Origin of the sequence: Mycobacterium bohemicum DSM 44277, assembly GCF_001053185.1 — a bacterium.
In the GTDB taxonomy this organism is placed as follows: domain Bacteria; phylum Actinomycetota; class Actinomycetes; order Mycobacteriales; family Mycobacteriaceae; genus Mycobacterium; species Mycobacterium bohemicum.
In genome coordinates, this window is sequence record NZ_CSTD01000002.1 from 71,168 (window position 1) to 92,237 (window position 21,070).

17 protein-coding genes are annotated in these 21,070 nt (G+C 69.3%); 9 read left to right on the forward strand and 8 right to left on the reverse strand.

Annotated elements, in window-relative coordinates:
- The first annotated feature begins 13 nt into the window (after nucleotides 1-13).
- Nucleotides 14-3,229: an MMPL/RND family transporter gene (locus BN971_RS10400; protein ID WP_085183426.1), complete on the forward strand. Its 3,216-nt coding sequence runs from the start codon at nucleotides 14-16 to the stop codon at nucleotides 3,227-3,229.
- Nucleotides 3,230-3,251: 22 nt separating this feature from the next.
- On the opposite strand, the gene BN971_RS10405 is transcribed toward BN971_RS10400, so the two are convergent.
- Both BN971_RS10405 and BN971_RS10410 read right to left on the reverse strand, forming a co-directional pair.
- Nucleotides 3,252-4,325 carry a PE-PPE domain-containing protein gene (locus BN971_RS10405; RefSeq protein WP_085183425.1) on the reverse strand — a complete coding sequence of 358 codons (1,074 nt, stop codon included), beginning with the start codon at nucleotides 4,323-4,325 and terminating at the stop codon, nucleotides 3,252-3,254.
- Between the two features lie 127 nt (nucleotides 4,326-4,452).
- A complete protein-coding gene (locus BN971_RS10410; RefSeq protein WP_090350077.1) occupies nucleotides 4,453-5,157 on the reverse strand; it encodes a GAP family protein in 705 nt (234 codons plus the stop codon).
- Nucleotides 5,158-5,455: 298 nt separating this feature from the next.
- Between BN971_RS10410 and BN971_RS10415 the strand changes: the two genes are divergently transcribed.
- On the forward strand, nucleotides 5,456-6,883 hold the full coding sequence (locus BN971_RS10415) for a condensation domain-containing protein (protein WP_085183423.1): 1,428 nt from the start codon (nucleotides 5,456-5,458) through the stop codon (nucleotides 6,881-6,883).
- On the opposite strand, the gene BN971_RS10420 is transcribed toward BN971_RS10415, so the two are convergent.
- Together BN971_RS10420 and BN971_RS10425 are read right to left on the reverse strand one after the other, a co-directional pair.
- Nucleotides 6,866-7,210 carry a hypothetical protein gene (locus tag BN971_RS10420; RefSeq protein WP_085183422.1) on the reverse strand — a complete coding sequence of 115 codons (345 nt, stop codon included), beginning with the start codon at nucleotides 7,208-7,210 and terminating at the stop codon, nucleotides 6,866-6,868. The two genes, BN971_RS10415 and BN971_RS10420, sit on opposite strands and share 18 nt — an antisense overlap.
- Complete coding sequence (locus tag BN971_RS10425) at nucleotides 7,207-8,757, reverse strand: MBL fold metallo-hydrolase (RefSeq protein WP_090350079.1); 1,551 nt, start codon at nucleotides 8,755-8,757, stop codon at nucleotides 7,207-7,209. Before BN971_RS10425 ends, BN971_RS10420 begins: the two co-directional genes overlap by 4 nt.
- Nucleotides 8,758-8,922: 165 nt before the next feature.
- Here BN971_RS10425 and BN971_RS10430 point away from each other — a divergent pair, with 165 nt between their 5' ends.
- The 7 genes from BN971_RS10430 to BN971_RS10460 all read left to right on the forward strand — a co-directional run bounded on the left by BN971_RS10430 (nucleotide 8,923) and on the right by BN971_RS10460 (nucleotide 14,553).
- Nucleotides 8,923-9,690, forward strand: coding sequence for a lysophospholipid acyltransferase family protein (locus BN971_RS10430; RefSeq protein ID WP_085183420.1), 768 nt, complete (start codon nucleotides 8,923-8,925; stop codon nucleotides 9,688-9,690).
- Between the two features lie 8 nt (nucleotides 9,691-9,698).
- Entirely contained in the window at nucleotides 9,699-10,454 is a 756-nt protein-coding gene (locus BN971_RS10435; protein ID WP_085183419.1) for a lysophospholipid acyltransferase family protein, read from the forward strand.
- Nucleotides 10,455-10,467: 13 nt separating this feature from the next.
- On the forward strand, nucleotides 10,468-11,253 hold the full coding sequence (locus BN971_RS10440) for a lysophospholipid acyltransferase family protein (RefSeq protein ID WP_085183418.1): 786 nt from the start codon (nucleotides 10,468-10,470) through the stop codon (nucleotides 11,251-11,253).
- A 55-nt stretch (nucleotides 11,254-11,308) separates the two neighbouring features.
- On the forward strand, nucleotides 11,309-12,124 hold the full coding sequence (locus tag BN971_RS10445; RefSeq protein WP_085183417.1) for a Cof-type HAD-IIB family hydrolase: 816 nt from the start codon (nucleotides 11,309-11,311) through the stop codon (nucleotides 12,122-12,124).
- 96 nt (nucleotides 12,125-12,220) lie between these two features.
- Nucleotides 12,221-12,886 (forward strand): hypothetical protein, encoded by a 666-nt coding sequence (locus BN971_RS10450; protein ID WP_245837094.1) that lies wholly within the window; start codon nucleotides 12,221-12,223, stop codon nucleotides 12,884-12,886.
- A complete protein-coding gene (locus tag BN971_RS10455) occupies nucleotides 12,883-14,049 on the forward strand; it encodes a glutathionylspermidine synthase family protein (RefSeq protein ID WP_085183414.1) in 1,167 nt (388 codons plus the stop codon). The genes BN971_RS10450 and BN971_RS10455 overlap by 4 nt, the downstream gene beginning before the upstream one ends.
- 33 nt (nucleotides 14,050-14,082) lie before the next feature.
- Nucleotides 14,083-14,553: a DUF350 domain-containing protein gene (locus BN971_RS10460; RefSeq protein WP_085183413.1), complete on the forward strand. Its 471-nt coding sequence runs from the start codon at nucleotides 14,083-14,085 to the stop codon at nucleotides 14,551-14,553.
- 9 nt (nucleotides 14,554-14,562) lie between these two features.
- On the opposite strand, the gene BN971_RS10465 is transcribed toward BN971_RS10460, so the two are convergent.
- The 4 genes from BN971_RS10465 to BN971_RS10485 form a co-directional block, all read right to left on the reverse strand.
- Complete coding sequence (locus BN971_RS10465; protein ID WP_085183412.1) at nucleotides 14,563-16,083, reverse strand: PE family protein; 1,521 nt, start codon at nucleotides 16,081-16,083, stop codon at nucleotides 14,563-14,565.
- A 39-nt stretch (nucleotides 16,084-16,122) separates the two neighbouring features.
- Nucleotides 16,123-18,096: a spermine/spermidine synthase domain-containing protein gene (locus BN971_RS25725; protein WP_245837093.1), complete on the reverse strand. Its 1,974-nt coding sequence runs from the start codon at nucleotides 18,094-18,096 to the stop codon at nucleotides 16,123-16,125.
- Between the two features lie 34 nt (nucleotides 18,097-18,130).
- Nucleotides 18,131-19,774: an LGFP repeat-containing protein gene (locus BN971_RS10480; protein WP_211279848.1), complete on the reverse strand. Its 1,644-nt coding sequence runs from the start codon at nucleotides 19,772-19,774 to the stop codon at nucleotides 18,131-18,133.
- Between the two features lie 212 nt (nucleotides 19,775-19,986).
- Nucleotides 19,987-20,964 (reverse strand): PirG, encoded by a 978-nt coding sequence (locus BN971_RS10485; RefSeq protein WP_211704197.1) that lies wholly within the window; start codon nucleotides 20,962-20,964, stop codon nucleotides 19,987-19,989.
- Nucleotides 20,965-21,070 lie beyond the last annotated feature (106 nt).

The following is a 21,070-nucleotide window of genomic DNA, read 5'->3' on the forward strand; positions in this document are numbered from 1 at the left end:
CGGGTGGTGGTGAATGTCGGCGCAGCCGGCCGGCCCGCCGGGCCATGAGAACCCCGTGGGGGTGTTTCCCCGGCTGGGGCGCCTGATCGCGCGCCGGCCATGGCTGGTGATCGGCGCCTGGCTGGTGCTCGCGGGAGTGCTGGCGCTCACCATGCCGTCGCTGGAGGAGGTCTCCCAGCGGCACCCGGTCGACCTGCTGCCGCCGGGAGCCCCGGTGCTGGCGGCAACCGACAAAATGTCGGCGGCCTTCCATGAACCCGACTCGGAGAGCATCGCGGTGGTGGTGCTCACGGACCCCAACGGGCTGAGCCCGGCCGACGACGCCACCTACCGGAAGCTGGTCGAGACCCTGCGGCGCGACAGCCGGGACGTGGTGTCGCTGCAGGACTTCATCAGCGCCCCGCCATTGCGGGAGTTGTTGACCAGCAAGGATCATCAGGCCTGGATCCTGCCGCTCGGCCTGCCCGGCGACCTCGGTTCGCCCCAGTCGAAGCAGGCGTTCGAGCGCGTGTCCGGCCTCGTCAAGGGTGACGTCGCCGGGTCCACGCTGACCGCCAATCTGACCGGGCCCGCCTCCACCGTGGCCGACATGAACCTCACCGGCCAGCGGGACAGGAGCCGGATCGAACTCGCGATCGTCGTCTTGTTGTTCATCATCTTGCTGGTCGTCTACCGCAACCCGGTCACGATGGCGCTCCCGCTGGTGATGATCGGCCTGTCGGTGGTGGTCGCCCAGCGGGTGGTCGCGATCGTGGGGCTGGCCGGCCTCGGCATCGCCAACCAGACCACCATCTTCATGACCGGGATGATGGTCGGCGCCGGAACCGATTACGCGGTCTTCCTCATCAGCCGGTATCACGACTACCTGCGCAGGGGAGTGGGCTCCGACGAGGCGGTCGCGCGCGCCCTGACCTCGATCGGCAAGGTGATCGCCGCCTCGGCGGCCACCGTCGCGGTCACCTTCCTCGGGATGGTCTTCCTCCAGTTGGGCATCCTGCGCAGCGCCGGCCCGGTGCTGGGCATCTCGGTGGCCGTGGTCTTCTCCGCCGCGGTGACCCTGCTACCGGCCCTGCTGGTGCTGGCCGGACGGCGCGGCTGGATCGCCCCGCGCCGCGACCTCACCAGGCGGCTGTGGCGGCGCTCGGGCGTCCAGATCGTGCGCAAGCCGAAGGCCCACCTTTTGGCCAGCGCGCTCGTGCTTGTCATCCTGGCAAGCTGCGCGGGCCTGGCCCACTACAACTACGACGAACGCGGAACGTTGCCGGCCTCGGTCGAAAGTTCGCTGGGATACTCAACTCTGGACAAGCACTTCCCGCCCAACCTGATCATCCCGGAGTACCTCTTCGTGCAATCGCCGCACGACCTGCGCACCGCGCGGGCGCTGGGCGACCTGGAGCAGATGGCGCAGCGGGTGAGCCAAGTGCCGGGCGTCGCCAGCGTCCGGGGCATCACGCGCCCGACCGGGGAGTCGCTGGAACAGGCCAAGATCTCCTGGCAGGCGGGCGAAGTGGGAGCCAAGCTGGACGAGGGGTCCAAACAGATCAACGGAAGCACCGGCGATCTCGACAGGCTCGCCGGCGGGGCCAACGAGATGGCGGGCAAGCTCGGCGACGTGCGGACCCAGGTCAACCAGGCCGTGTCGGCGGTCAGCGGACTGGTGGACGCGCTGGGTTATCTGCAGAACGCGTTCGGTGGCAATCGGGCACTCGGCGAACTCGAGGGCGCCGAGAGGCTGGTCAGCGGGATCCGGGGGCTGGGCGATGCCATCGGCGCGAACGCCGACTTCGTCGCCAACAATTCCGAATGGGCCAGTCCGGTGCTGGCGGCGCTCGACAACAGCCAGATGTGCAGCGCCGAGCCGGCGTGCGTCAACGCGCGCGGTGAACTGCAGCGACTGGTCACCGCGCGCGACGACGGAACGCTGGGCAAGATATCCGAGCTGGCACGGCAGCTGCGGGCCACCCAGGCCGTGCAGACCCTGGCGGCAACCGTATCCGGGTTGCGGCGCGCGCTGACCGCCGTCACCGGCGCCATGGGTTCGCTGGGAATGGGGAGCCCGGGCGGCATGCGAGCGAAGATCAACTTCCTCCAGCAGGGGGCCAACACGCTGGCCGACGGCAGCCGCCAACTCGCCGACGGCGTCCAGCAATTGGTCGACCAGGTCAAAAAGATGGGATTCGGGCTCGGCGAGGCGTCGGCGATCCTGATGGCCATGAAGAACGACGCCACGACACCGTCGATGTCCGGCTTCTACATCCCCGCGCAGGCGCTGTCGTATGCCACCGGCAAGGGCGACGATTCGGCGGCTATGCCGGGCGCGGTGCGCGACATGTTGGGCGGCCTGGACGCCGAGGAGCTGAAAAAGTTTGCGGCAGCCTTTGTTTCACCCGACGGGCATGCCGTGCGGTACCTCATCCAAACCAAGATCAACCCGTTCAGCACCGCCGCCATGGACCAGGTCGACGGCATCACCGCCGCCGCCGCCGGCGCTCAACCGAACACCACCCTCGCCGACGCCAAGGTGTCGGTCGTGGGGCTACCGGTCTTCGTCAAGGAGACGCGCGACTACTACAGTCACGATCTGCGCCTCATCATCGTGATGACCATCTGCATCGTGCTGCTGATCCTGATCGCGTTGCTGCGGGCCATCGTCGCCCCGCTCTACCTGATCGGTACGGTGATCATCTCCTACATGTCGGCGCTCGGCATCGGCGTCATCGTCTTCCAATTCCTGCTGGGCGGGGAAATGCATTGGAGCGTACCGGGATTGACGTTCGTCATATTGGTGGCGGTGGGCGCCGACTACAACATGCTGCTCATCTCCCGGTTGCGTGACGAATCGAAGGCGGGTGTGCGCACCGGGGTCATCCGGACCGTGGGCTCGACCGGCGGGGTGATCACTGCGGCGGGCCTGATCATGGCGGCCTCGATGTTCGGCCTGGTGTTCGCCAGCCTCAGCAACGTCGTGCAGAGCGGATTCGTGCTGGGCGCCGGGCTATTGCTGGACACCTTCCTGCTGCGCACCGTCACGGTGCCCGCCATCGCGGTGCTGGTCGGGCGGGCGAACTGGTGGGCGCCGGCGCTGAAGTCGATGACGTGGTGGCCACCACGCCGCGGCCAGGCCCGGCCCGCGCAACGCAAGCCCCTGCTGCCCGAATCCGAGAAGTTGCCGGCCTGGGTCGACGACGACGTGATCAGTTATTCACTGCGCGACGGGCTGCAGCTCTAGCGTGCCCGCACGGGCGCACGGCTCACTTGCCCTTGAGTAGCAGCCGAACGACGGTCGGCAGCAGGCCATGGCCCGGGATAAGTTTCGGGCCGATCTTAGGGCCGGCCGCGCTGGCGGGCAGCGCATCTCGGGCGACGTTGGCGACGGTGACAGCGCTGGTGGTCGCGTTGACGCCGGCCATGGTGGCCTGGATCGGCACGCCGATCGCCGGCGAGATGGACGGGATGTGGGCCACGCCGTTGATGAGCTGAACCGGGTTGTGCGCGGGCCCCGGGTCATAGGCCCGATCGATCAACGGCCGCAACGTCGCGTCGACGCGCCCGGCCTCCTCGGGCGGCAAGCTCGCCAGGTCCACGAGCGCGCGGGCCAGCGGCAGCTCGGCGTTGCGGATGAAATATGTCGTCGTGGTGCCGCCCAGGCTGTTGGTGGTCGTCGTGATGTCCCAGGGGGCGACGCGGGCCGGGTCGGAGAACGCGGTGGCGCTGTGGCCGTAATACCCCGCCGCGAGAATCGCGTTCAGGTCGGCGAGCAGGTTCCCCGGGTGATTGGGCGGGTCGGAGAAGGGGTCGTACTGGCCCACGATGTTGATCGTCCGGTATTGGCTCTCGACCGGGGGCGGGACCGTGTAATCGATGATCGGCACGTGGGTGCCCGGCCCGAACGCCTTGGAGAGGAGGTTGTTGGGGTCACCGGCCTTGATGAACGTCAGCCGGTCCGACGGCGGAGCGCTCGGGTCCATCGCCAGCCGCGCCTGCTCGCGGTCCAGCGCCAACGTCCCTTGCGACAGTCCGGCCACGGAGATCGGCCCGCTGGTGCTGCGGATCGCCGCGTCGAGGTTGCTGGTCCCGGTGTTCACGGAGCTGTTCACGGTCGGCGAATTCAGGCCAGTGACCGGCCAGAAGCTCCCCGGATAGGGGACCACCCGCCGGACCGCGTCGGGACTGTAGTAGTTGGCGTCGATTTCGGGCTGCATCGAGGGCTTGAAGTGATACAGCGACCTCAGCGGCCCGTAGGGCGACGGCGCGGTGCCCGGAACGATCAGCGCGGTGTCGGCCGTCGCGGCGCCGCCACCGAAAACCGCTGCGCTCGTGAGCATTCCAGCCGCGACCGTGTGGGCAAACCATCTACTCACAAGCTGCCCTCCCCGGGAAACGACCGGCGTACAGCAAGGATGCTACCGTCGCCGCGGCCCCGGTTTGCCGACATCGCAAACTTTCGCCGCCTCATAGGTGGCTCAGTCCGAGCGCGAGCATGAAGCACCCGCCGGTGGCAACCAGGGCTGCGGCGTCGCGGCGGGGGGGTGAGCGAAGCCAGGCCTGCAGCGCGGCCGTGAGCGCGCGGGTCCGCTGCGGCGCGGCCAGGTAGCCGACCAGCGGAAGCTCGGCCACCGTGAACGCCACCAGGTTGAAGGCCAGCAGGGCCTGGACCTGCGTGAGCGGTGCGGCGTGGGATGCCAGGATGGCGGCCATCGAACCCAGGTAGTTAGCGGATGGCAGGGCCGCCGCCAGCCCGCTGATCGCGGCGACGTGCAGCGCGTCGCCCTGCAAACGGCTCCGCGCGCGTTCGGCGAGCCGCTGCACGCCGCCGGAGGGCCGTTCCAGCACGGCAACGGCGCCGGCCCCGGCGGCCGGGACCCCGGGAACGGCCTTGCGCGCCACGATGTTCGCCGGCAACACCACCGCGATGAGCAAAGCGATCAGCCCACAGCCGACTTGGACCTCCGCGACGGTCAGGTGCCCGATCACGGGCGTGGCCCGGAGCGCGAAAAGCACGACCAGACCCACACCCAGACCCATCGTGAGACCGCCGCACAAGAACACAAACAGCTGCAACAGCGGCCGACGCCTGTTCAGCAGCAGAATGACCAATCCCAGCCGGATCGGTTCGAAGATCACCGAGCCCGCCAGTATCAGCACGGTGCTCCACATGCTGGGTGACCGTACCGGAATGCAGGCCCCTGCGCCCGGGAACTGCCGGGACGGGTTCCTGTGTGGAACTTATGAGGGTGCCTCAACACACGGCTGCGTCATGCGGCCGCCAAGGGCACCGGGTAAACTGAGGCATTCGCAGCACCACTTGCGGCTGCGAAGTCCCCGAAGGCAGCAAGCGTCCGGCTGTAGGTACCGCCATGCTCACCGCTTGGTTCCGGCTCCGCTGCGACAACGCCGACGGTGCCAAAGACGGCGAGATGATATCGTCGCCAACCGGCGGGAGGAAGAAGCACCAGTGTTTGGCATAAGGACGCTCGAGGACTGGAGGCCGGATCCGGGCCGCGTGATCTGTTGGCACGCGTCACCCGCTTCGGAGGCAAAAGCGCGGCGGGCGCCCGTCAGCCCGGTGCCCCCCAGCTATCAGCAGGCCCAACACCTTCGGCGCTTCAGCGACCACGTGGCGCGGGGCCTGGACATGTCGCGGTTGATGATCTTCACCTGGGATCTGCCCGGGCGGTGCGACGTTCGCGCCATGAATTACGCGATCAACGCCCACCTTCGCCGGCACGACACCTACCACAGCTGGTTCGAGTGCCCGGACGGCGACAAGATCGTCCGCCACACCATCACCGATCCCGCCGACATCGAGGTCGTTCCCGTCCAGCACGGGGAGATGACACCGGAGGAGTTGCGGGATCACATCTCGACGCCGCACCCGCTGCAGTGGGATTGCTTCTACTTCGGGGTGGTGCAGAGCAAGGGCCGGTTCGCCTTCTACGCCAGCATCGCCCATCTGTGTGTCGACCCCATGATCGTCGGCGTGCTGTTCCGGGAGATCCATTTGATGTACACCGCCCTGGTGGGCGGCGCCCCGCCGGTCGCGCTGCCGCCGGCGGGCAGCTACGCCGATTACTGCATCCGCCAGCGCGAAGAGTTGGCCGCTTTGACGGCCGACTCCCCGGCGGTGCGCGGCTGGACCGAGTTCGCCGCCCGCAACGGCGGGACCCTGCCGTACTTCCCGCTGCCGCTCGGTGACCTGTCGGTCCCCTACGCCGGCAAACTCGTCATCGCGACGCTGATGGACGAGCGGCAGACCGACCGATTCGAAGTCGCCTGTGTTGCGGCGGGCGCCCGGTTCAGCGGCGGCGTCTTTGGCTGCGCGGCCCTCATCGAACGCCAATTGACCGGTGAGCCAAGCTTTTCCGTGGTGACCACGACCGACACCCGAAGAACCCCAACCGATCTGGTGACGACGGGCTGGTTCACCGGCCTGGTGCCGATCACCGTGGCCGACACCGACGCGTTCGCCGACGCCGCGCGCTGCGCGCAAGACGCCTTCGACTCGGGCATCGAGCTGGCGGCCGTGCCGTTCGATCGCGTGCTGGAGTTGGCGCCGCCCGAGGCGGGCCTCGGCAGACCGCGTCCCGGCAACTTCGTGATGTCCTTCCTGGACGCGAGCATCGCACCGCTGTCCGCGGTGGCCAACTCCGATCTGAACTTCCGGGTCTACGACGAGGGCAGGGTTTCCCATCAGGTGTCGCTGTGGGTGACCAGGCTGCAGACCGAAACCACGGTTTCGGTGCTGTTCCCGGACAACCCGGTCGCCGGCGAGTCCGTTGCCCGCTACATCGAGGCGATGAGGTCGGTGTACGCCCGCGCCGCCGCCGGCGGGCACAACCACGCCGTCGCGCCGTCGCAGGCGTCGCTAACCGCGCTGACCTAGCAGGTCGTCGAGCAGCGCGGTGAACTCGTCGGGGCGCTCCGGGGTGAGCGCCGGGCTCGGCCAGGTGCCCGGCACGTCCAACGTGATCAGCGTCGACTTCAGGGGGCGCCGCAGGTCCAGCGGAAGCCACCGGCGCAGGTCCGAGCTGCCCCAGATACGGAAGCGCTGGGTGAACAGGCCGAGCCCCTCGGCCTGGTAGCCCCGGACGCTGTCCAGCGGGATCACCTTCGACGTGCCCGACGGAAAGTGGTAGCGCCGCAGCGTGATCGCCGCGCGGTCCAGCTGGATCAGGCCGTCATCGTAGGAACGGTGAGAGCGGTCGCTCACGGCCGCGAGCTTCGCAGCGGGTGACCCTTCGCGGTCAGGCAGTGCCCGTCGCTCAGGCGCCACTGCCACCCGTGCAGGTTGCAGGTCAACGTGCCGTCTTCCACCACACCGAATTTCGACAGGTCGGCCTTCAGATGCGGGCAGCGCCGCTGAATGTGCCAGCCGTCCAACGTGATCGAGGTGGAGTCGTCGTGGGTCTCGGCGAACCAGCCGTCGGCGTAGGCGATGCGTTCGTCGGTCAGGCACTTGAAGAAGGTGTACAGATACTCGTTGTAGCCCCCCCCCCGCCACGCCGTGAACCGGGTGGACAGGAAGATGGTATTGACCCAGTCCGGCTCGCGGTCGCGCAGCACGGTGCGGACCAGTTCCGGCGCGATCGCGAAGCCGTAGCGGATCTTCTCATCGGGAACGCGTTCGCGCACAGCCCTTTTCGGGAAGTCGAGGATCACGGTCTCGGGCCCGATGACCAGTTCGACGGGATAGCCGATACCGTCGCAGATCTCGTCGCTTTGCAGCATGATCGGCTCGAACAGCGCCCGCAGCGGTTCCAGCAGCGGTTCGCCGGTGGCCGGCGCCCAGCCGGCGCGCTCCGCGGCGACGGCGGGCGCCATCCGTTCGGCGTACTCGGCGATGTAGGCAGACTTGCCGGTGGTGAAGATCGACTCGAGAAGTTCCTCGGGCAGCGGATGGCGGAGCGAGTTCAGGGTCGCGCCGGAGAAGTCCGCGGTCGATCCGGGCATCATCAGCAGGCCGCCGTCGTGGCCGTGGGACCGCATCTGTTCCAGGAACACCACCTGGTCGGGGAAGATGTTGGCCGGGTCGCCGTGGTCGTCGTTGAGGTGGCGCAGTTCGGGATCCAGGAAGCACGGCGGCCCCGCGGAGGGGATCACCCACGGCGCACCGACCTGAGCGATGTACTGGCGGGCCCGGTCCATCTGCCGCTGCCGCTTTTGCACGCCGAAGGATTCCTTCGCGCGGGCCGGCATGTCGTAGACCATCGGGTACCAGATGGCCCCGGAGTACTGCAGCATGTGCACGTCGACGCGGCCGAACTCGCTCGCCAGCACGTCGAGGTCGACCGGGCGGGCATCGTTCATGTTGAAGACGGTCGTCGCGCCGTCGGAAATCGCCAGCGCCGAGTCGCCGATCGGGCCGTCGGCGGGCGCCCGCATGGCGATGATCATGACGTCCAGTTCGCCCTTCGGGCCGCTGACCCGGTGCTTGACCGAATTGGCCGTCTCGAAGAACCGGTGGAACCCGAGCTTTTCCAGTTCCCCCCGAAGATCGGGCACGGGAAAGTCCGGCAGCAGGACGACCGCGTCCTTGTTGACGTGCTCGGCCAGGTTCTTGGGGTCGAAATGGTCCTTGTGCAGGTGTGAGACGTACAGGTAGTCGCAGGCGCCCAGGGCGTCCCAGTCCAGCGTGCTGTTGTCCGGGAACGGGAACCAGGAAGCGAAGTACGCGGGATTGACCCACGGGTCGCAAAGGATGCTGCCCGCGTGGGTCTCGATCAGAAATCCGGCGTGGCCGACGCTGGTGACCTGCACACATGCCTTTCGGAGAGCTGACGGAGACGCCCGAGGATGCGGGCCTTTTAGCCCCCGAGCTTAGCGCGCGACGGCGCATCGCCGGCGGCAGCGCCGCGGGCCGGGCCCGCCGGCGCCGCCGACAACCGGGGTGGCTCACAGCCGGGCGCACTACGCTTGATCCCCGTGGAACCGGTGTACGGGACTGTCATCCAGCTCACGCGTCTCGTCTGGCGCATCCAGGGCCTGAAGCTGACCGTGACCGGCGTGGAAAACGTGCCGAAAACCGGCGGCGCGGTCATCGCCATCAACCACACCGGCTACCTCGACTTCACCTTCGCCGGGCTGCCCGTCTACGAGCAGGGCCTGGGCCGGAAGGTGCGCTTCATGGCCAAGCAGGAGGTGTTCGACCACAAGATCACCGGGCCGATCATGCGCAGCCTGCGGCACATCTCGGTGAACCGGCAGGACGGCGCCGCGTCCTACGAGGAGGCCGTCCGGAACCTGAAGGACGGCGAGCTCGTCGGCGTCTACCCCGAGGCCACGATCAGCCGCAGCTTCGAGATCAAGGAGTTCAAGAGCGGGGCGGCGCGGATGGCGGTGGAGGCGGGCGTCCCGATCGTCCCGGTGATCGTCTGGGGCGCGCAGCGGATCTGGACCAAGGGCCACCCCAAGAGGCTGTTCCGCCCGAAGGTGCCGGTCGTGGTGGTCGTCGGCGAACCGATCGCCCCGACGCTCGGCACCGCCGAACTCAACGCGCTGCTGCATTCGCGGATGCAGCAGCTGCTGGCACGGGCGCAGGAGCTATACGGGCCCCATCCCGCCGGCGAGTTCTGGGTGCCGCGCCGGCTGGGCGGCGGCGCCCCGTCGTTGGCCGAGGCGGCCCGCATGGACGCGGAGGAGGCGGCCGTACGGGCCGCGCGCCGCGCCCAGTCCGCGGGGTCGCCGGACTAGGCGGGCCCATGGTGGAGCCGACCTTCCGCGCCCTGGAGATCCTGACGAAGCTCAGTGTCCGGGCCACCGGAACGCGGATCACCTTCCGCGGGGTGGAGAACATCCCCGGCCGGGGCGGCGCCGTGATCGCCATCAACCACACCGGCTACGTCGACTTTCTGCCGGCCGCGCTCGCGGTGCATCGCCGGCGCCGCCGGCTGCGGTTCATGATCAAGGCCGAGATGCAGCGGGTGTGGGCGGTCGACTTCCTGATCAAGCAGACCCGCGCCATTCCCGTGGACCGGGGCGCCGGTGCGGGCGCCTACTCGGTGGCCGTCCAGAGGCTGCGGGAGGGAGAGCTCGTCGGCGTCTACCCCGAGGCCACCATCAGCCGCAGCTTCGAGTTGAAGGAGTTCAAGACGGGCGCGGCGCGGATGGCCATCGAAGCGGGGGTGCCGATCGTTCCGGTGATCGTCTGGGGTGCGCAGCGGATCTGGACCAAGGATCACCCGCGGAAATTAGGGCGCACTAAGATATTGATTATCGTGCAGGTGGGTGCGCCGTTGCACCCGGTCAACGACGTGGCGGACACCGACGCCGCGCTGCGTGAGTCGATGACCATGCTGCTGCATCGGGCGCAGCAGGACTACCCGCACGAGCCCGGAGCGTGGTGGGTGCCGCAGCGGTTGGGTGGCGGGGCGCCGACGCCGTCCGACGCAGCCCGGCTGGAGGCCGAGGAGGCCGCCGTGCGGGCCGCGAATCGCAGCGCGCACCCGTCGCGGTAGTGAAGGAGGAGGCATGCCCGAGGGGTTCTACCGGTTGTGCGAATGGATCGTCCCGCCCATGGTGGCGATGCAGGGCACCAAGTTCACGTTCGAGGGACTCGAGAACATCCCCGCAAGCGGCGGTGCGATCCTGGCCCAGAACCACACCAGCTACCTGGACTGGCTGCCGCCGCTGTTCGCCGTCCGGGAGCGGGGCCGGCGCGCCTACTTCATGATCAAGGCCGAGATGGCCGACGTGAAGGCGGTCAACTACGTGATCAACCACGCCCGGCTGATCCCGGTGGACCGTCGCGCCGGACACGACGCGTTCGACGTGGCGGTGCAGCGTTTGCGGGAGGGCGAGCTGATCGGCATGCATCCCGAGGCCACGATCAGCCGCAGCTTCGAACTCCGGGAGTTCAGGACCGGGGCCGCGCGGATGGCGCTCGAGGCCCGGGTGCCGCTGATTCCCCTGATCGTCTGGGGCGCGCACCGGATCTGGCCGAAAGACCATCCCAAGAAGGTGTTTCGCAACAAGGTCCCGATCACGGTGGCCGTCGGCCGGCCGCTGCCGCCGACGGGAACCCCCGAGCAGCTCAACGCGCAACTGCGGGAGGCCATGAAGGCGATGCTCTACCGGGTGCAGGAGGAGTATCCGCACCCGCCGGGGGAGTACTGGGTGCCGCAGCGGCTGGGGGGTTCCGCGCCGACCCAGGACGACTCCCGGGCGCTCCGGTTGGCCGAGCTGCAGGAGCGGGCCAAGAGGTATGGCACCGACGGGGTGACGCGGCCCGGGCAGCGCCGAAGCGGTTTGCATTGACGACGGCGGCCACGGCGAGCCGTCTCGACGATCCCGTGGTCCAATATGACCCCACATGATTAAGCCCGCCCTGATCGCCTGCGACGTCGACGGGACGTTGTTCGACGACGACGAGACCATCACCCCGCGCACGCGCGACGCGGTCCGGGCCGCCGTCGCCGGCGGTGCCCGGTTCGTCCTGGCGACCGGGCGCCCTCCGCGGTGGATACGCCCGGTCGTGGATGCGCTCGGCTTCGCACCGATGGCCGTGTGCGCCAACGGCGCCGTCGTCTACGACTCCGCGACCGACCGGGTGGTGTCCACGCGCACGCTGGCCGTCGACACGCTGGCCGAGTTGGCCGAACTGGCGGCGCGCGTGATCCCGGGCGCGGGGCTGGCCGTGGAACGGATCGGCGAACGCGCCCACGACACTGCGACCCCGCAGTTCATCAGCTCGCCCGGCTACGAGCACGCGTGGCTGAACCCCGACAACACCGAGGTGTCGATCGATGACCTGCTCAGCGCGCCCGCAATCAAGCTGCTGATCCGCCAGGCCGGTGCCCGCAGCGCGGACATGGCCGCCGAGCTGGCCAAGCACATCGGGATCGAGGGCGACATTACGTATTCCACCGACAACGGGCTGGTCGAGATCACGCCGCTGGGCACCAGCAAGGCCACCGGTGTGGAGGAGATCGCCAGGCCGCTCGGGATCGTCAGCGACGAGGTGATGGCGTTCGGCGACATGCCCAACGACATCCCGATGCTGCTGTGGGCCGGCCATGGCGTGGCGATGGGCAACGCACACCCCGAGGTGATGGCCGCCGCCGACGAGGTCACCTCGCCCAACAGCGACGACGGGGTCGCGCGGGTGCTGGAACGCTGGTGGCTCTAGCCTCGTCGCGGCTGACGCCGCCGCGCGCGATATGACAGACTGCCCGCGTGCCTGCGCTCGGACCCGCACACCGCGTTCACCGTCGGGACGCCAGTGGTGTCTGACGAAGATCGGCCGGCCGGACGCGACGAGCCCGGGCAGGCCCCCGACGACGCCGATGACGTCGAGGACGCCGGGACCGCGCCGACCGAGGAATCCGAACAGCAGGACGCGGGCGAGTTCCCGTCCCGGGGCAGCGTCCGCTATCAGGACGCGGAGACCTCTCGGCCGCGGCCGCCCAAGCCCGCCGAGTTGCGGGCCCGCAAGAAGTACGAAGACAAGCAACGCGAGATCGAGGAGGCGCGGCTCGCCGCCGAGGCCAAGCGCACGAAGCGGAACCGCCGGTTGATCGGCGGCGCCGCCGCGGTCGGGGTGGTGGGCGTCGTCGCCGGGCTGGGGTACTGGGCTTTGTCGCCGAGCACCGTCACCGCGCAATGCGTCCGCGACGACCCCAACGGCCAGCCGGTGATCGTGCCGGACAGCTACTGCACCGGCAACACCGCGGGAATGAACGGCTTCTTCTTCTTCGGCGGCCACCAATACCGTTACTACTACGGCAGTTCGGGAACCATCGGTTCGCCGCCGATCGGGGGCACGACCCAAGCTCCCCAGGGCGCGACGATCAAGACCAAGTCCGGCAGCACAATTCAGCGCGGCGGCTTCGGCAGCAAGTTCGGCGGTGGCAGCAAGGGTGGCGGCATCGGGAAGGGCGGCGGTTCGTGAAGCGGGCCCGGCGCAAGCCGCGGCCCAACTGGCGATCCACCGTCGAAGCCCAGGGCCTGGTGTACGGGACGCCGGCGCGCGACGCGAGGGGAGCCGACCGACCGTACTGGGACGAGTCGGTCTATTACGAGTTCGAGATGGACGAGATCCTGGCGCTGGAGGCCGACGTCGAGCTGCTGCACTCGATGTGTCTGAACGCCGTCGAGCAGGTCGTGCTGATGGAGAGGTACGCGGATTTCGGCCTGCCGGAATGGAGTTGGCCCGCCATCGCCGAATCGTGGCGGCGCTCCGATCCGCACGTGTACGGGCGTTTCGACCTTCGCTACGACGGGCGGCGCCCCGCGGTGCTGCTGGAGTACAACGCCGACACCCCAACCACGCTACTCGAGGCGTCGATCCTGCAGTGGTACTGGCTCAAGGACACCTACCCCGACGACGACCAGTGGAACTCGCTGCACGAGCAGTTGGTGGATCGCTGGAAGGAAATCCGGGACCTGTTGCCCGGCAACGAACTTCACTTCACCTGGTCCGGCGCGGAGGCGAGTGGCGAGGACCAGATCACGACCACCTACATGCAGGAGACGGCGGCCGAGGCGGGATTCGACACCGTCGGCCTGGCGATCGAGGACATCGGCTGGGACGCCGCGCTGCAGCGGTTCGTCGACCTGGAAGAGAGCCGGATCAACGCGATCTTCAAACTGCACCCGTGGGAGTGGGTGCTCGACGACGAGTTCGGCAAGTACGCGGTGGCGACCCTGCCGCAGACGGCGTGGTTCGAACCGCTGTGGAAGACGCTGCTGTCCAACAAGGCGATCCTGGCCGTGCTGTGGGAGATGTACCCCGGTCACCCGAACCTGCTGCCGGCCTACGTCGACGACCCGCACGAGCTCACCGAGTACGTCCGCAAGCCCAAGCTCGGCCGCGAGGGGGCCAACATCACCGTCGTCGGGGCCGGCATCCAGACCGCCACCGGCGGGGTGTACGGCGAGGAGGGCTTCGTCTACCAATTGCTGGACCCGCTGCCCGAATTCGACGACATGCGCCCCGCGCTGGGTGCGTGGGTCGTCGGCGACTCGTCGGCCGGGCTGGGTATCCGCGAGACGGCCGGCCTGATCACCGACGACGGCGCAGCCTTTGTGCCGCACCGGATTCCGCAGAAATGAACCTTCAGCCAAACCGAACGGAGTTGATCACCGATGACCGCTAGCATCGTGGCACTGAATTCAGGTTACTGGGACGCCGGCTACCTCAACGTGCTCGGCCGCGGCGCCGGCGCGATCCTGTTGTACGCGGTTGTGGGCCTGGTGCTCATGCTGATCGGGTTCTACGCCATCGACCTCACCACGCCCGGACCGCTGCGCAAGATGGTCGACGCCGGGAAGCCGAACGCGATCATCGTGTCGGCCGCCGGCATGGTCAGCATGGCGCTGATCGTGGTGCTGGCGATCTACGCGTCGTCGGGCAAGCTGCTGGAAGGCCTGGTGGGCTCGGCGATCTTCGGGCTGGTGGGGATCGTCGCCCAGGTGGTGATGATGCGGATCGCCACCCTGGTGATCGGGATCGACATGGACGCGCTGTTCGCGGCCGACGGGTTCAACCACGAGGCGCTGCTGGTGGCCTCGGCGCAGTTCGCCCTGGGCCTGGTGGTGGCCGTCGCGATCTTGTAGCCGCGCCGGCTACGCGGCGGGCGTGATCGCGAGCGCGAGCTGTTCGGGCAGGTAGTCGACCAACATCGGCACCAGCCCCATGAACGGCGTGCCGCCGATGGTGACGTTGGTGGGGAAGCCCAGAAACTCGAAGCCCGGCACATTCACCGTCGCCGTAAGGGGATGCGGCGCAACCAATATCCCGTCGAACGGCAGGTGCAGCACGATCGACACCGTGGTGGGCAGGGGCGACGGGAGACCGGTCGGCAGCGCGAACGGCACGTCGATCAGCGTGTCGCTGTTGAGGAAGCCGTTCATCATCAGGGCGGGCGCGTCGCCGAGTGCCCCGAGCGCCCCCACTGCGTTGCCGGCCAGCAGGGCCTGCTGCACCGCCGTCGCGCTGGCCGCCAGGCCGTTGAGGGCGGAGATCGGGGCGCCCGCCATCGCGTAGGTGATCACCAGCGGCAGACCGAAGAACGCGTCGTATTGAACGGCCGGGGGATTGAACAGCGGGACCGAGACGTCCGCCGAGATGCTCGGAATGCTCAGCGCGGTGAGCACGTTGGTGAGGTTCTGCGACATCTGCCGGGGAATCGAGCCCGCGGGCAGCAGATTGGTGAAGTACTGCGCCTCCTGCCCGGGGATGCCCATCATGGTGAACAGGTCGCCCAGCGGGCCGACCAGCGTGGGATTCGCCGAGATGTCAAGGGTGAGATTGGCGTTCGGAAAGATGTTGCCTGTGGTCGTGATAGCCACGGTGCCGGGATCGACCCCCGTGACCAAGAGATTGGCGAAGGCCTGCGCCACGTCGACCACGGCGCCGTTGAAATCGCCCGCCAGGACCGCCTGGAAGGCGACCTGTATTCCGGCATTGAATGCCGGCAGGCCGGTGACGATTCCGTCGACCATGTCGGCCAGCGAGACGGCGAACGTCTGCGCGAAGCCGGCCTGGGTGGCGATGAACTGCTGCAGGAAAAGCGCGGGGTCCAGCGCCAGCAGGCCCTGGATGCCGGCCCGCACGGTCGCCGGCAGGTCCGCCACCAGGGTGGGGAAGTTCTCAATCGCATAGCTGACCGCCGCCGAGGTCTGCTGCCAGTAGCCCATCTGGTTGGCGAGGATCTGGCGCAGGAACGGGAACGGGTTGGCGGCCCAATTGTTGTAGATGCTTTGCAGATTGGCGGTCGTGTTGGCGAGCAGCTGCGCGTAGGCACCGCCCGGAACGGCGGCGGCCGCGGCCGACGACAGCCCGGGCGGCAAGGTCTGCTCGGCGTTGGCGATCTCGGTGCCCAGGTATGCCGCCGCACTGCCGTTGAACAGGTTGACGAACTCGGCGTGGACCGCCGCCGCCTGGCCGGTGAGGGCGGTGAAGTCTTGGCCGAACGTGGAGAACAGCCGGGAGACGGCGATCGACACCTCGTCGGCGGCCGCGGCGGGGAGGCCGGTCGTGTTGCCCGCGGCCGCTGCCGCGGCCCGCTCGAGGGCCGAGCCGATACCGCCCAGATCCGCCGCCGCGGTGGTGATGGATTCCGGTGCCGCAACGACGAATGACACCGCCGCCTCCCCTCGACAAGCCCCCGCCCAAACCCCAGCCTACTGTGACCGGGGCCACATATCAGGCAAACGGCGCAGGGTCTTGGGCGGGACGGCGGACGACACCAGCGACTCGGCGTCGATGGTGCGGGGCCGGTAGCGCAGGGCGGGCAGACGCGCGGCCATGGCCGCGACCGGGTCGTCGGGACGCCGCGCGGACAGCCCGGACAGGAAGGCCCACTCGTGCTCGTCGCTGCCGAAATAGACGACGTCGTCGAAGACGTCCCGGAAGCGCCGCCACGCCCCGCGCAGCGACCCGTTGCGCCACAGCGTCGGACAGCCGGCCTGGGTGACGACGACCCCGGCGACCCCGGCGATGTCGCGGCACCGTTCGAGGAAGTCCGCGTCGTAGAGCCGGTTGTGTTGCGCGGGTTCGGCCCGCTCGTCGGGCAGGTCCACGACCACGACGTCGTAGGGCACCCGGACGCGGCTGACGAAGGTCCAGCCGTCGCAGTAGTGCACGGTGACGGGGCCCAGTCCCCTTTCGGCCGAACGCAATTCGTCGACGCCGTAGCCGTAGGGCAGGTGCCGGGCGCACATCCGGACCGCCTCGGCGTCGATGTCGACGTGGTCGACGTGCGTCGCACCGGCCGCCACGGCCAGCTGGCTCACCACGCCCTCGCCGGACCCGATGACCAGCACCCGTTCGACCCTCCCGGCCAGCAACAGCGCCGGCACCAGGAGGGCCTCGTGGTAGACGAGCTGGCTGAGTTCGGTGCTTTGGCGTTCACCGTCGCTGAACAGGGACACGCCCTGGCAGGTCCGGCCGATCACCACGTGTTGGTACGGCGTGCGGGTCTCGCAGATCACCTCGGAGACGCGCCAGCTGCGGGTGAGCCCGGGCGCGAGCGTTTCGGTGATCTCCCGCGGCGGCGCCGCGCAGGCGGGACCGCCGACAAACGTCGTCGTCAGTGGCGCAAAGCCGTTGAACGCCGTCGATGAGTAGCTGGCGGTGTATGCGCCGGTGTCCTCGATCCGGACGCGGTCGCCGGGCCGCAGCGTCACCGGCAGCGGGTAGCTGCGGTAGAGCACGTCGTCGCCGTCGCAGGTGGGTCCGGCGACGACGGCATCCGAAAGCGGGTCGGCGTCACGCTCGGTGCCCAGCCGGTACCGGATGTACTCGTTCTCCGTCTCGGCCAGGCCGCCGTAGCGGCCGATGTCCAGGTACACCCAGCGCCGGCCGTCGGTACCGGCGCGCACCGATACCACCTCGCAGCTGATGGTGCCGGCCGAACCGACGAGCACCCGCCCCGGCTCGATGACCAGGCGTGGCTGCCGGCTGCCGAAGTGGCGCGCCAGCGCGGACAGGATCGCGTCGGCGAATGCCTCCAGGGGCGGGGCGCCGGTCGCGTACGGGAGCGGGAACCCGCCCCCCACGTTGAGGGTCGTCAGGTCCTCGAGTTCATCGAAAATAGCTGCGGCCGAACGGATTCCCAGCTCCCACGCGCCGGGCTGGAGTTGCTGTGAGCCCACGTGGAAGCAGACGCCGTCGGGCCGTAGCCCAAGGTGCCGCGCCCGCCTGAGCAGCGCCGGCGCCGCCTCGGGGGCGCAGCCGAACTTGTGCGCGAACGGCGTCACCGACGACGGAAACGCCGGCGCGATCCGGCATTCGACGTGGCATTCCGCGCCCGCTTCGGCGGCGCCCTCGGCGATCGCCGTCAACCCCAGCTCGGTGTCGAAGGCGAATCGCCGCACGCCGCGGGTGCGCGCCGCGGCCACGGCCGCCGAGTGGTGAATGGGATTGCCGTAGCTCAAGAGCCGGGCGCCGACCCCGGCGGACGCGCAGGCATCGATCTCGCCGACCGACGCCACGTCGAACGCGGCGCCCTCGTCGGCGAGCAGGCGCAGCACCGCCTGGGCCGGGTTCGCCTTGACCGCGTACCGGATCCGCGCGCCGGGCAGCAGGGCCCGCAACGCCCGGACGTTCACCCGCACCCGATCGAGATCCATGGTCAACAGGGGCGTCTCGGGCACAGCAGGTCAGAGTAGTGCCCCGCCCGAGAGCCCGCTAAGTGCCGGGGTGCGCCGGCAACGAAAAATGTTCGGGCGGCACGGTCGGGCCGCTCGGCGCCTGCGTCGACAGCGGCGTGGTGATCCCGTCGACGACCTCGGTGACGTTTCCGGTGAGCCGCTCGTAGTTGAGGGTGCCGTGCTGGAAGTTCTGCGTGATCTGCAGCGGCTCTTGGATTTCCGCACTGGTCGGCAGCCCCAGCGGGCCGCGCTCGTAGCTCAGCGAGGCCCAGGCGTCGTAGATGGCTCCGGTGACGGGCTGCGGCCCGGTGACCGGAGACCAGTACATCGCGCCCTTGGTGAAAGTGACGTAGCGCGCATCGCCTTCCGCGCTGTCTTCCGGCGAGGTCGGCGCGCCGAGCACGCTGTTCATCCCGCCGAGTTCCTGCCAGTGGTCATAGATCGCGCCGCCCTGCAGCGCCTTGATCAACTCCTCCGGCGGATCGTTGAAATGCGCTGCGATTTCTCGTACTTCGTCCATCAGCGCGTACGCCGCGTTGCCGGGGCAGTCGGTGTTGCCCACGTCGCGGTGGGTGAAGATGGTGGGCAGCGTCGCGACCGTGCCGGCCGCGAAGGTGGTGTAGTGGCTGCCGGCGGACTCCAGTTGCACCGTGCCCCGGGGGTCGACGCCGTCCATGCCCAGCCGCCAGCCCAGCAGTCGGCCCAAGGAGCGGAGCTGCAACGGCGTCGGCGGCACGTCGTCGAAGTTTCCGATCATCGCCACGCCCCAGGTGTTGCGGTTGAACCCGCCGGTGTGGAAGCCCTCGACCGCCTTGGTGAGGCCGCCGGCGCTGCCCTCGAACACCTGGCCGTACTTGTCCACCAGCGCGTTGTAGGCGATGTCGCACCAGCCCAGCGTCTTGCTGTGGTAGGTGTAAATCGCCTTGACGATGCCGGCCGACTCGAGCGGTGAGTAGTCGTTACTGCCGGCGGTGTGGTGCACCACCGCGGCGCGAATGCCGTTGTCGTACTGCGGGGTACCGCACCGAAGCGACTCGTCGGCGCCCCATTCCGCCCGACTGATGATGGCGGGGGCCTGGCCGGGCATCAGGACTCCGGCCGGCGGCGTCCACTGGGTGTGGGCGGGCGCCTGTGGCGGCGAGATGAGGATCGCGGAGATGTTCTGCCCGAAGGGCTGCTCCCGCGACGCCGGCCGGTAGCCGAGGTCGTCCGGGGGGCTCGCCGCCTCCTGGGGCCGGGTCACCGGGGCGTCGAGCGGACGGGTGACCGCGATCTGCACCGTCGTGGTGGTGCCGACGAACACCGGGTCGGTGCTGCGCGGCCCTTCGCTCGGGTCCTCGCCGGACCTGCCGCCGGCCACCGGATCGGGGGCCGCCGTCTCGTACTCGGTCCGATACCACGGCCCCCACGAGCCGTCGGGGTGCTTGGCCCGCACCCGCGTCGAGGTGCCGGCCAGGTCACCGGTGAGCGCGACCAGGGAGAACGGTGTCTGCTGGCTCAGCTCGCGCACGGTGACGCCGCCACCCAGGCCGACCAGGGGCTGCTCGCTGAATTGCGTGTCCTGGGTCCGCGGCGGTTCCGCGGCGGGGCGGTCGCGCGTCGCGTGCCCGACCCACGTCACGATGACGACGGTCGCCGCGATGGCGGTGAGCATCGTCGTCGGCGAGCGGGTGCGAGACATCAGCTGATGTTACTTATGTTTCTGGTGTTATTGATGAGGCGACACGGCACATCGGCCGCGCAACTGGTCCACAACTGTTTCGACGGCACCGCAGAGACGGGGTGGCCGGACATTCACGTCCGTGCGCTTCCCTGCGGTGCCGTCTGGCGACAGGTATTACTTCCGGCTACCGGCGATGGCTCGCCGTTAGACGGGGGGCCTAGACGGGGGGCCTAGACGGGGGGCAGCGTGGGCACGGCCCCCGCGGCGGCCGGCAGGGCACCGGCGGCCGCAGGCAACGCGCCCGCGGCAGCGCCCGGCAGCGCGGCCGCCGCACCCGGCAGGGCGCCCGCGGCACCCGCCGCGGCCGGCAGCGCACCCGCGGCGGCACCCGGCAATGCGGCGGCGGCACCCGGTGCCGCGGCGGCACCGTGCTGGACGCTTTGCATGATCGCCGGCATGACCAGGCCCTTCAGCAGGTCGATGGCCTGACCCGCGCCCAGCTGGTTGGCGGCCTGCATGACGTCGTTTATGAGTCCGCCACCGCCTCCGCCGCCGCCACCGCCCAGGCCGGTACCGCTCCCGACCGGCGACGCACCGCCGAGCGTCGAGGGGTCACCGATGATCGGATAGGTGCCACCGGCACCCGGGTCCAATCCGGTCTGCGATTCGATCGGCACCTCACTGGGGGCCAGCGTGGCGGCGCCCGCACCCGGGGTGACGCCGGCCGGGCTGGTCAGCCCGGGGTTGGACAGCGCCGGGTTCAGCCCCGCGGCCGGGGTGGTGACGCCCACACCCGGGGTCGTCGCGCTCACTCCCGGGGTGGTGGGAAGCGCACCGGGCGCGGTGAGGCCGGGGGTCGTCGGCGCCAAACCGGGACTGGTCAACGCCGGGCTCGTCAAGCCGGGACTGGTCAGGCCGGGGCTCGTCAGGCCCGGGCTGGTGAGGCCCGGCGTCGCGGCCGCGCCCCCACTCAGGGCCGGCACGGGCGGCAGGTTGATGCCGAACTGCGAGAGCCCCTGCGACAGCGCGCCCATCAGCTCACCGGGAAGGTCGGTGATCTGGGCCGCCTGCTTGAACTCGTGGTGCTCGGGCGGCTTGGGGCCAGCCGTCGACTCGTAAACAAGGAAGTATGCGCATGGACTCGCCACTGCCAGGGCGGCGGCCGCGCTCATGGCTGTCGAAAGCTTGCGTCGGCGTCGGTTCGGCACGGAAGTCTCCTCAATCTGGACTACAAATCGGACTCGTGTTGTGTCGGCGTGTCCTTGCCTGTCCTGTCCGGCATGAACCACACAGAGTTGATGGTACGAGTGAGAA

Coding starts and splice junctions, on each gene's coding strand:
- BN971_RS10410 (WP_090350077.1), bottom strand. CDS start 5,157: ATGTGGAGCACCGTGCTGATACTGGCGGGCTCGGTGATCTTCGAACCG.
- BN971_RS10400 (WP_085183426.1), top strand. CDS start 14: ATGTCGGCGCAGCCGGCCGGCCCGCCGGGCCATGAGAACCCCGTGGGG.
- BN971_RS10435 (WP_085183419.1), top strand. CDS start 9,699: ATGGTGGAGCCGACCTTCCGCGCCCTGGAGATCCTGACGAAGCTCAGT.
- BN971_RS10405 (WP_085183425.1), bottom strand. CDS start 4,325: ATGCTCACGAGCGCAGCGGTTTTCGGTGGCGGCGCCGCGACGGCCGAC.
- BN971_RS10460 (WP_085183413.1), top strand. CDS start 14,083: ATGACCGCTAGCATCGTGGCACTGAATTCAGGTTACTGGGACGCCGGC.
- BN971_RS10440 (WP_085183418.1), top strand. CDS start 10,468: ATGCCCGAGGGGTTCTACCGGTTGTGCGAATGGATCGTCCCGCCCATG.
- BN971_RS10480 (WP_211279848.1), bottom strand. CDS start 19,774: ATGTCTCGCACCCGCTCGCCGACGACGATGCTCACCGCCATCGCGGCG.
- BN971_RS10445 (WP_085183417.1), top strand. CDS start 11,309: ATGATTAAGCCCGCCCTGATCGCCTGCGACGTCGACGGGACGTTGTTC.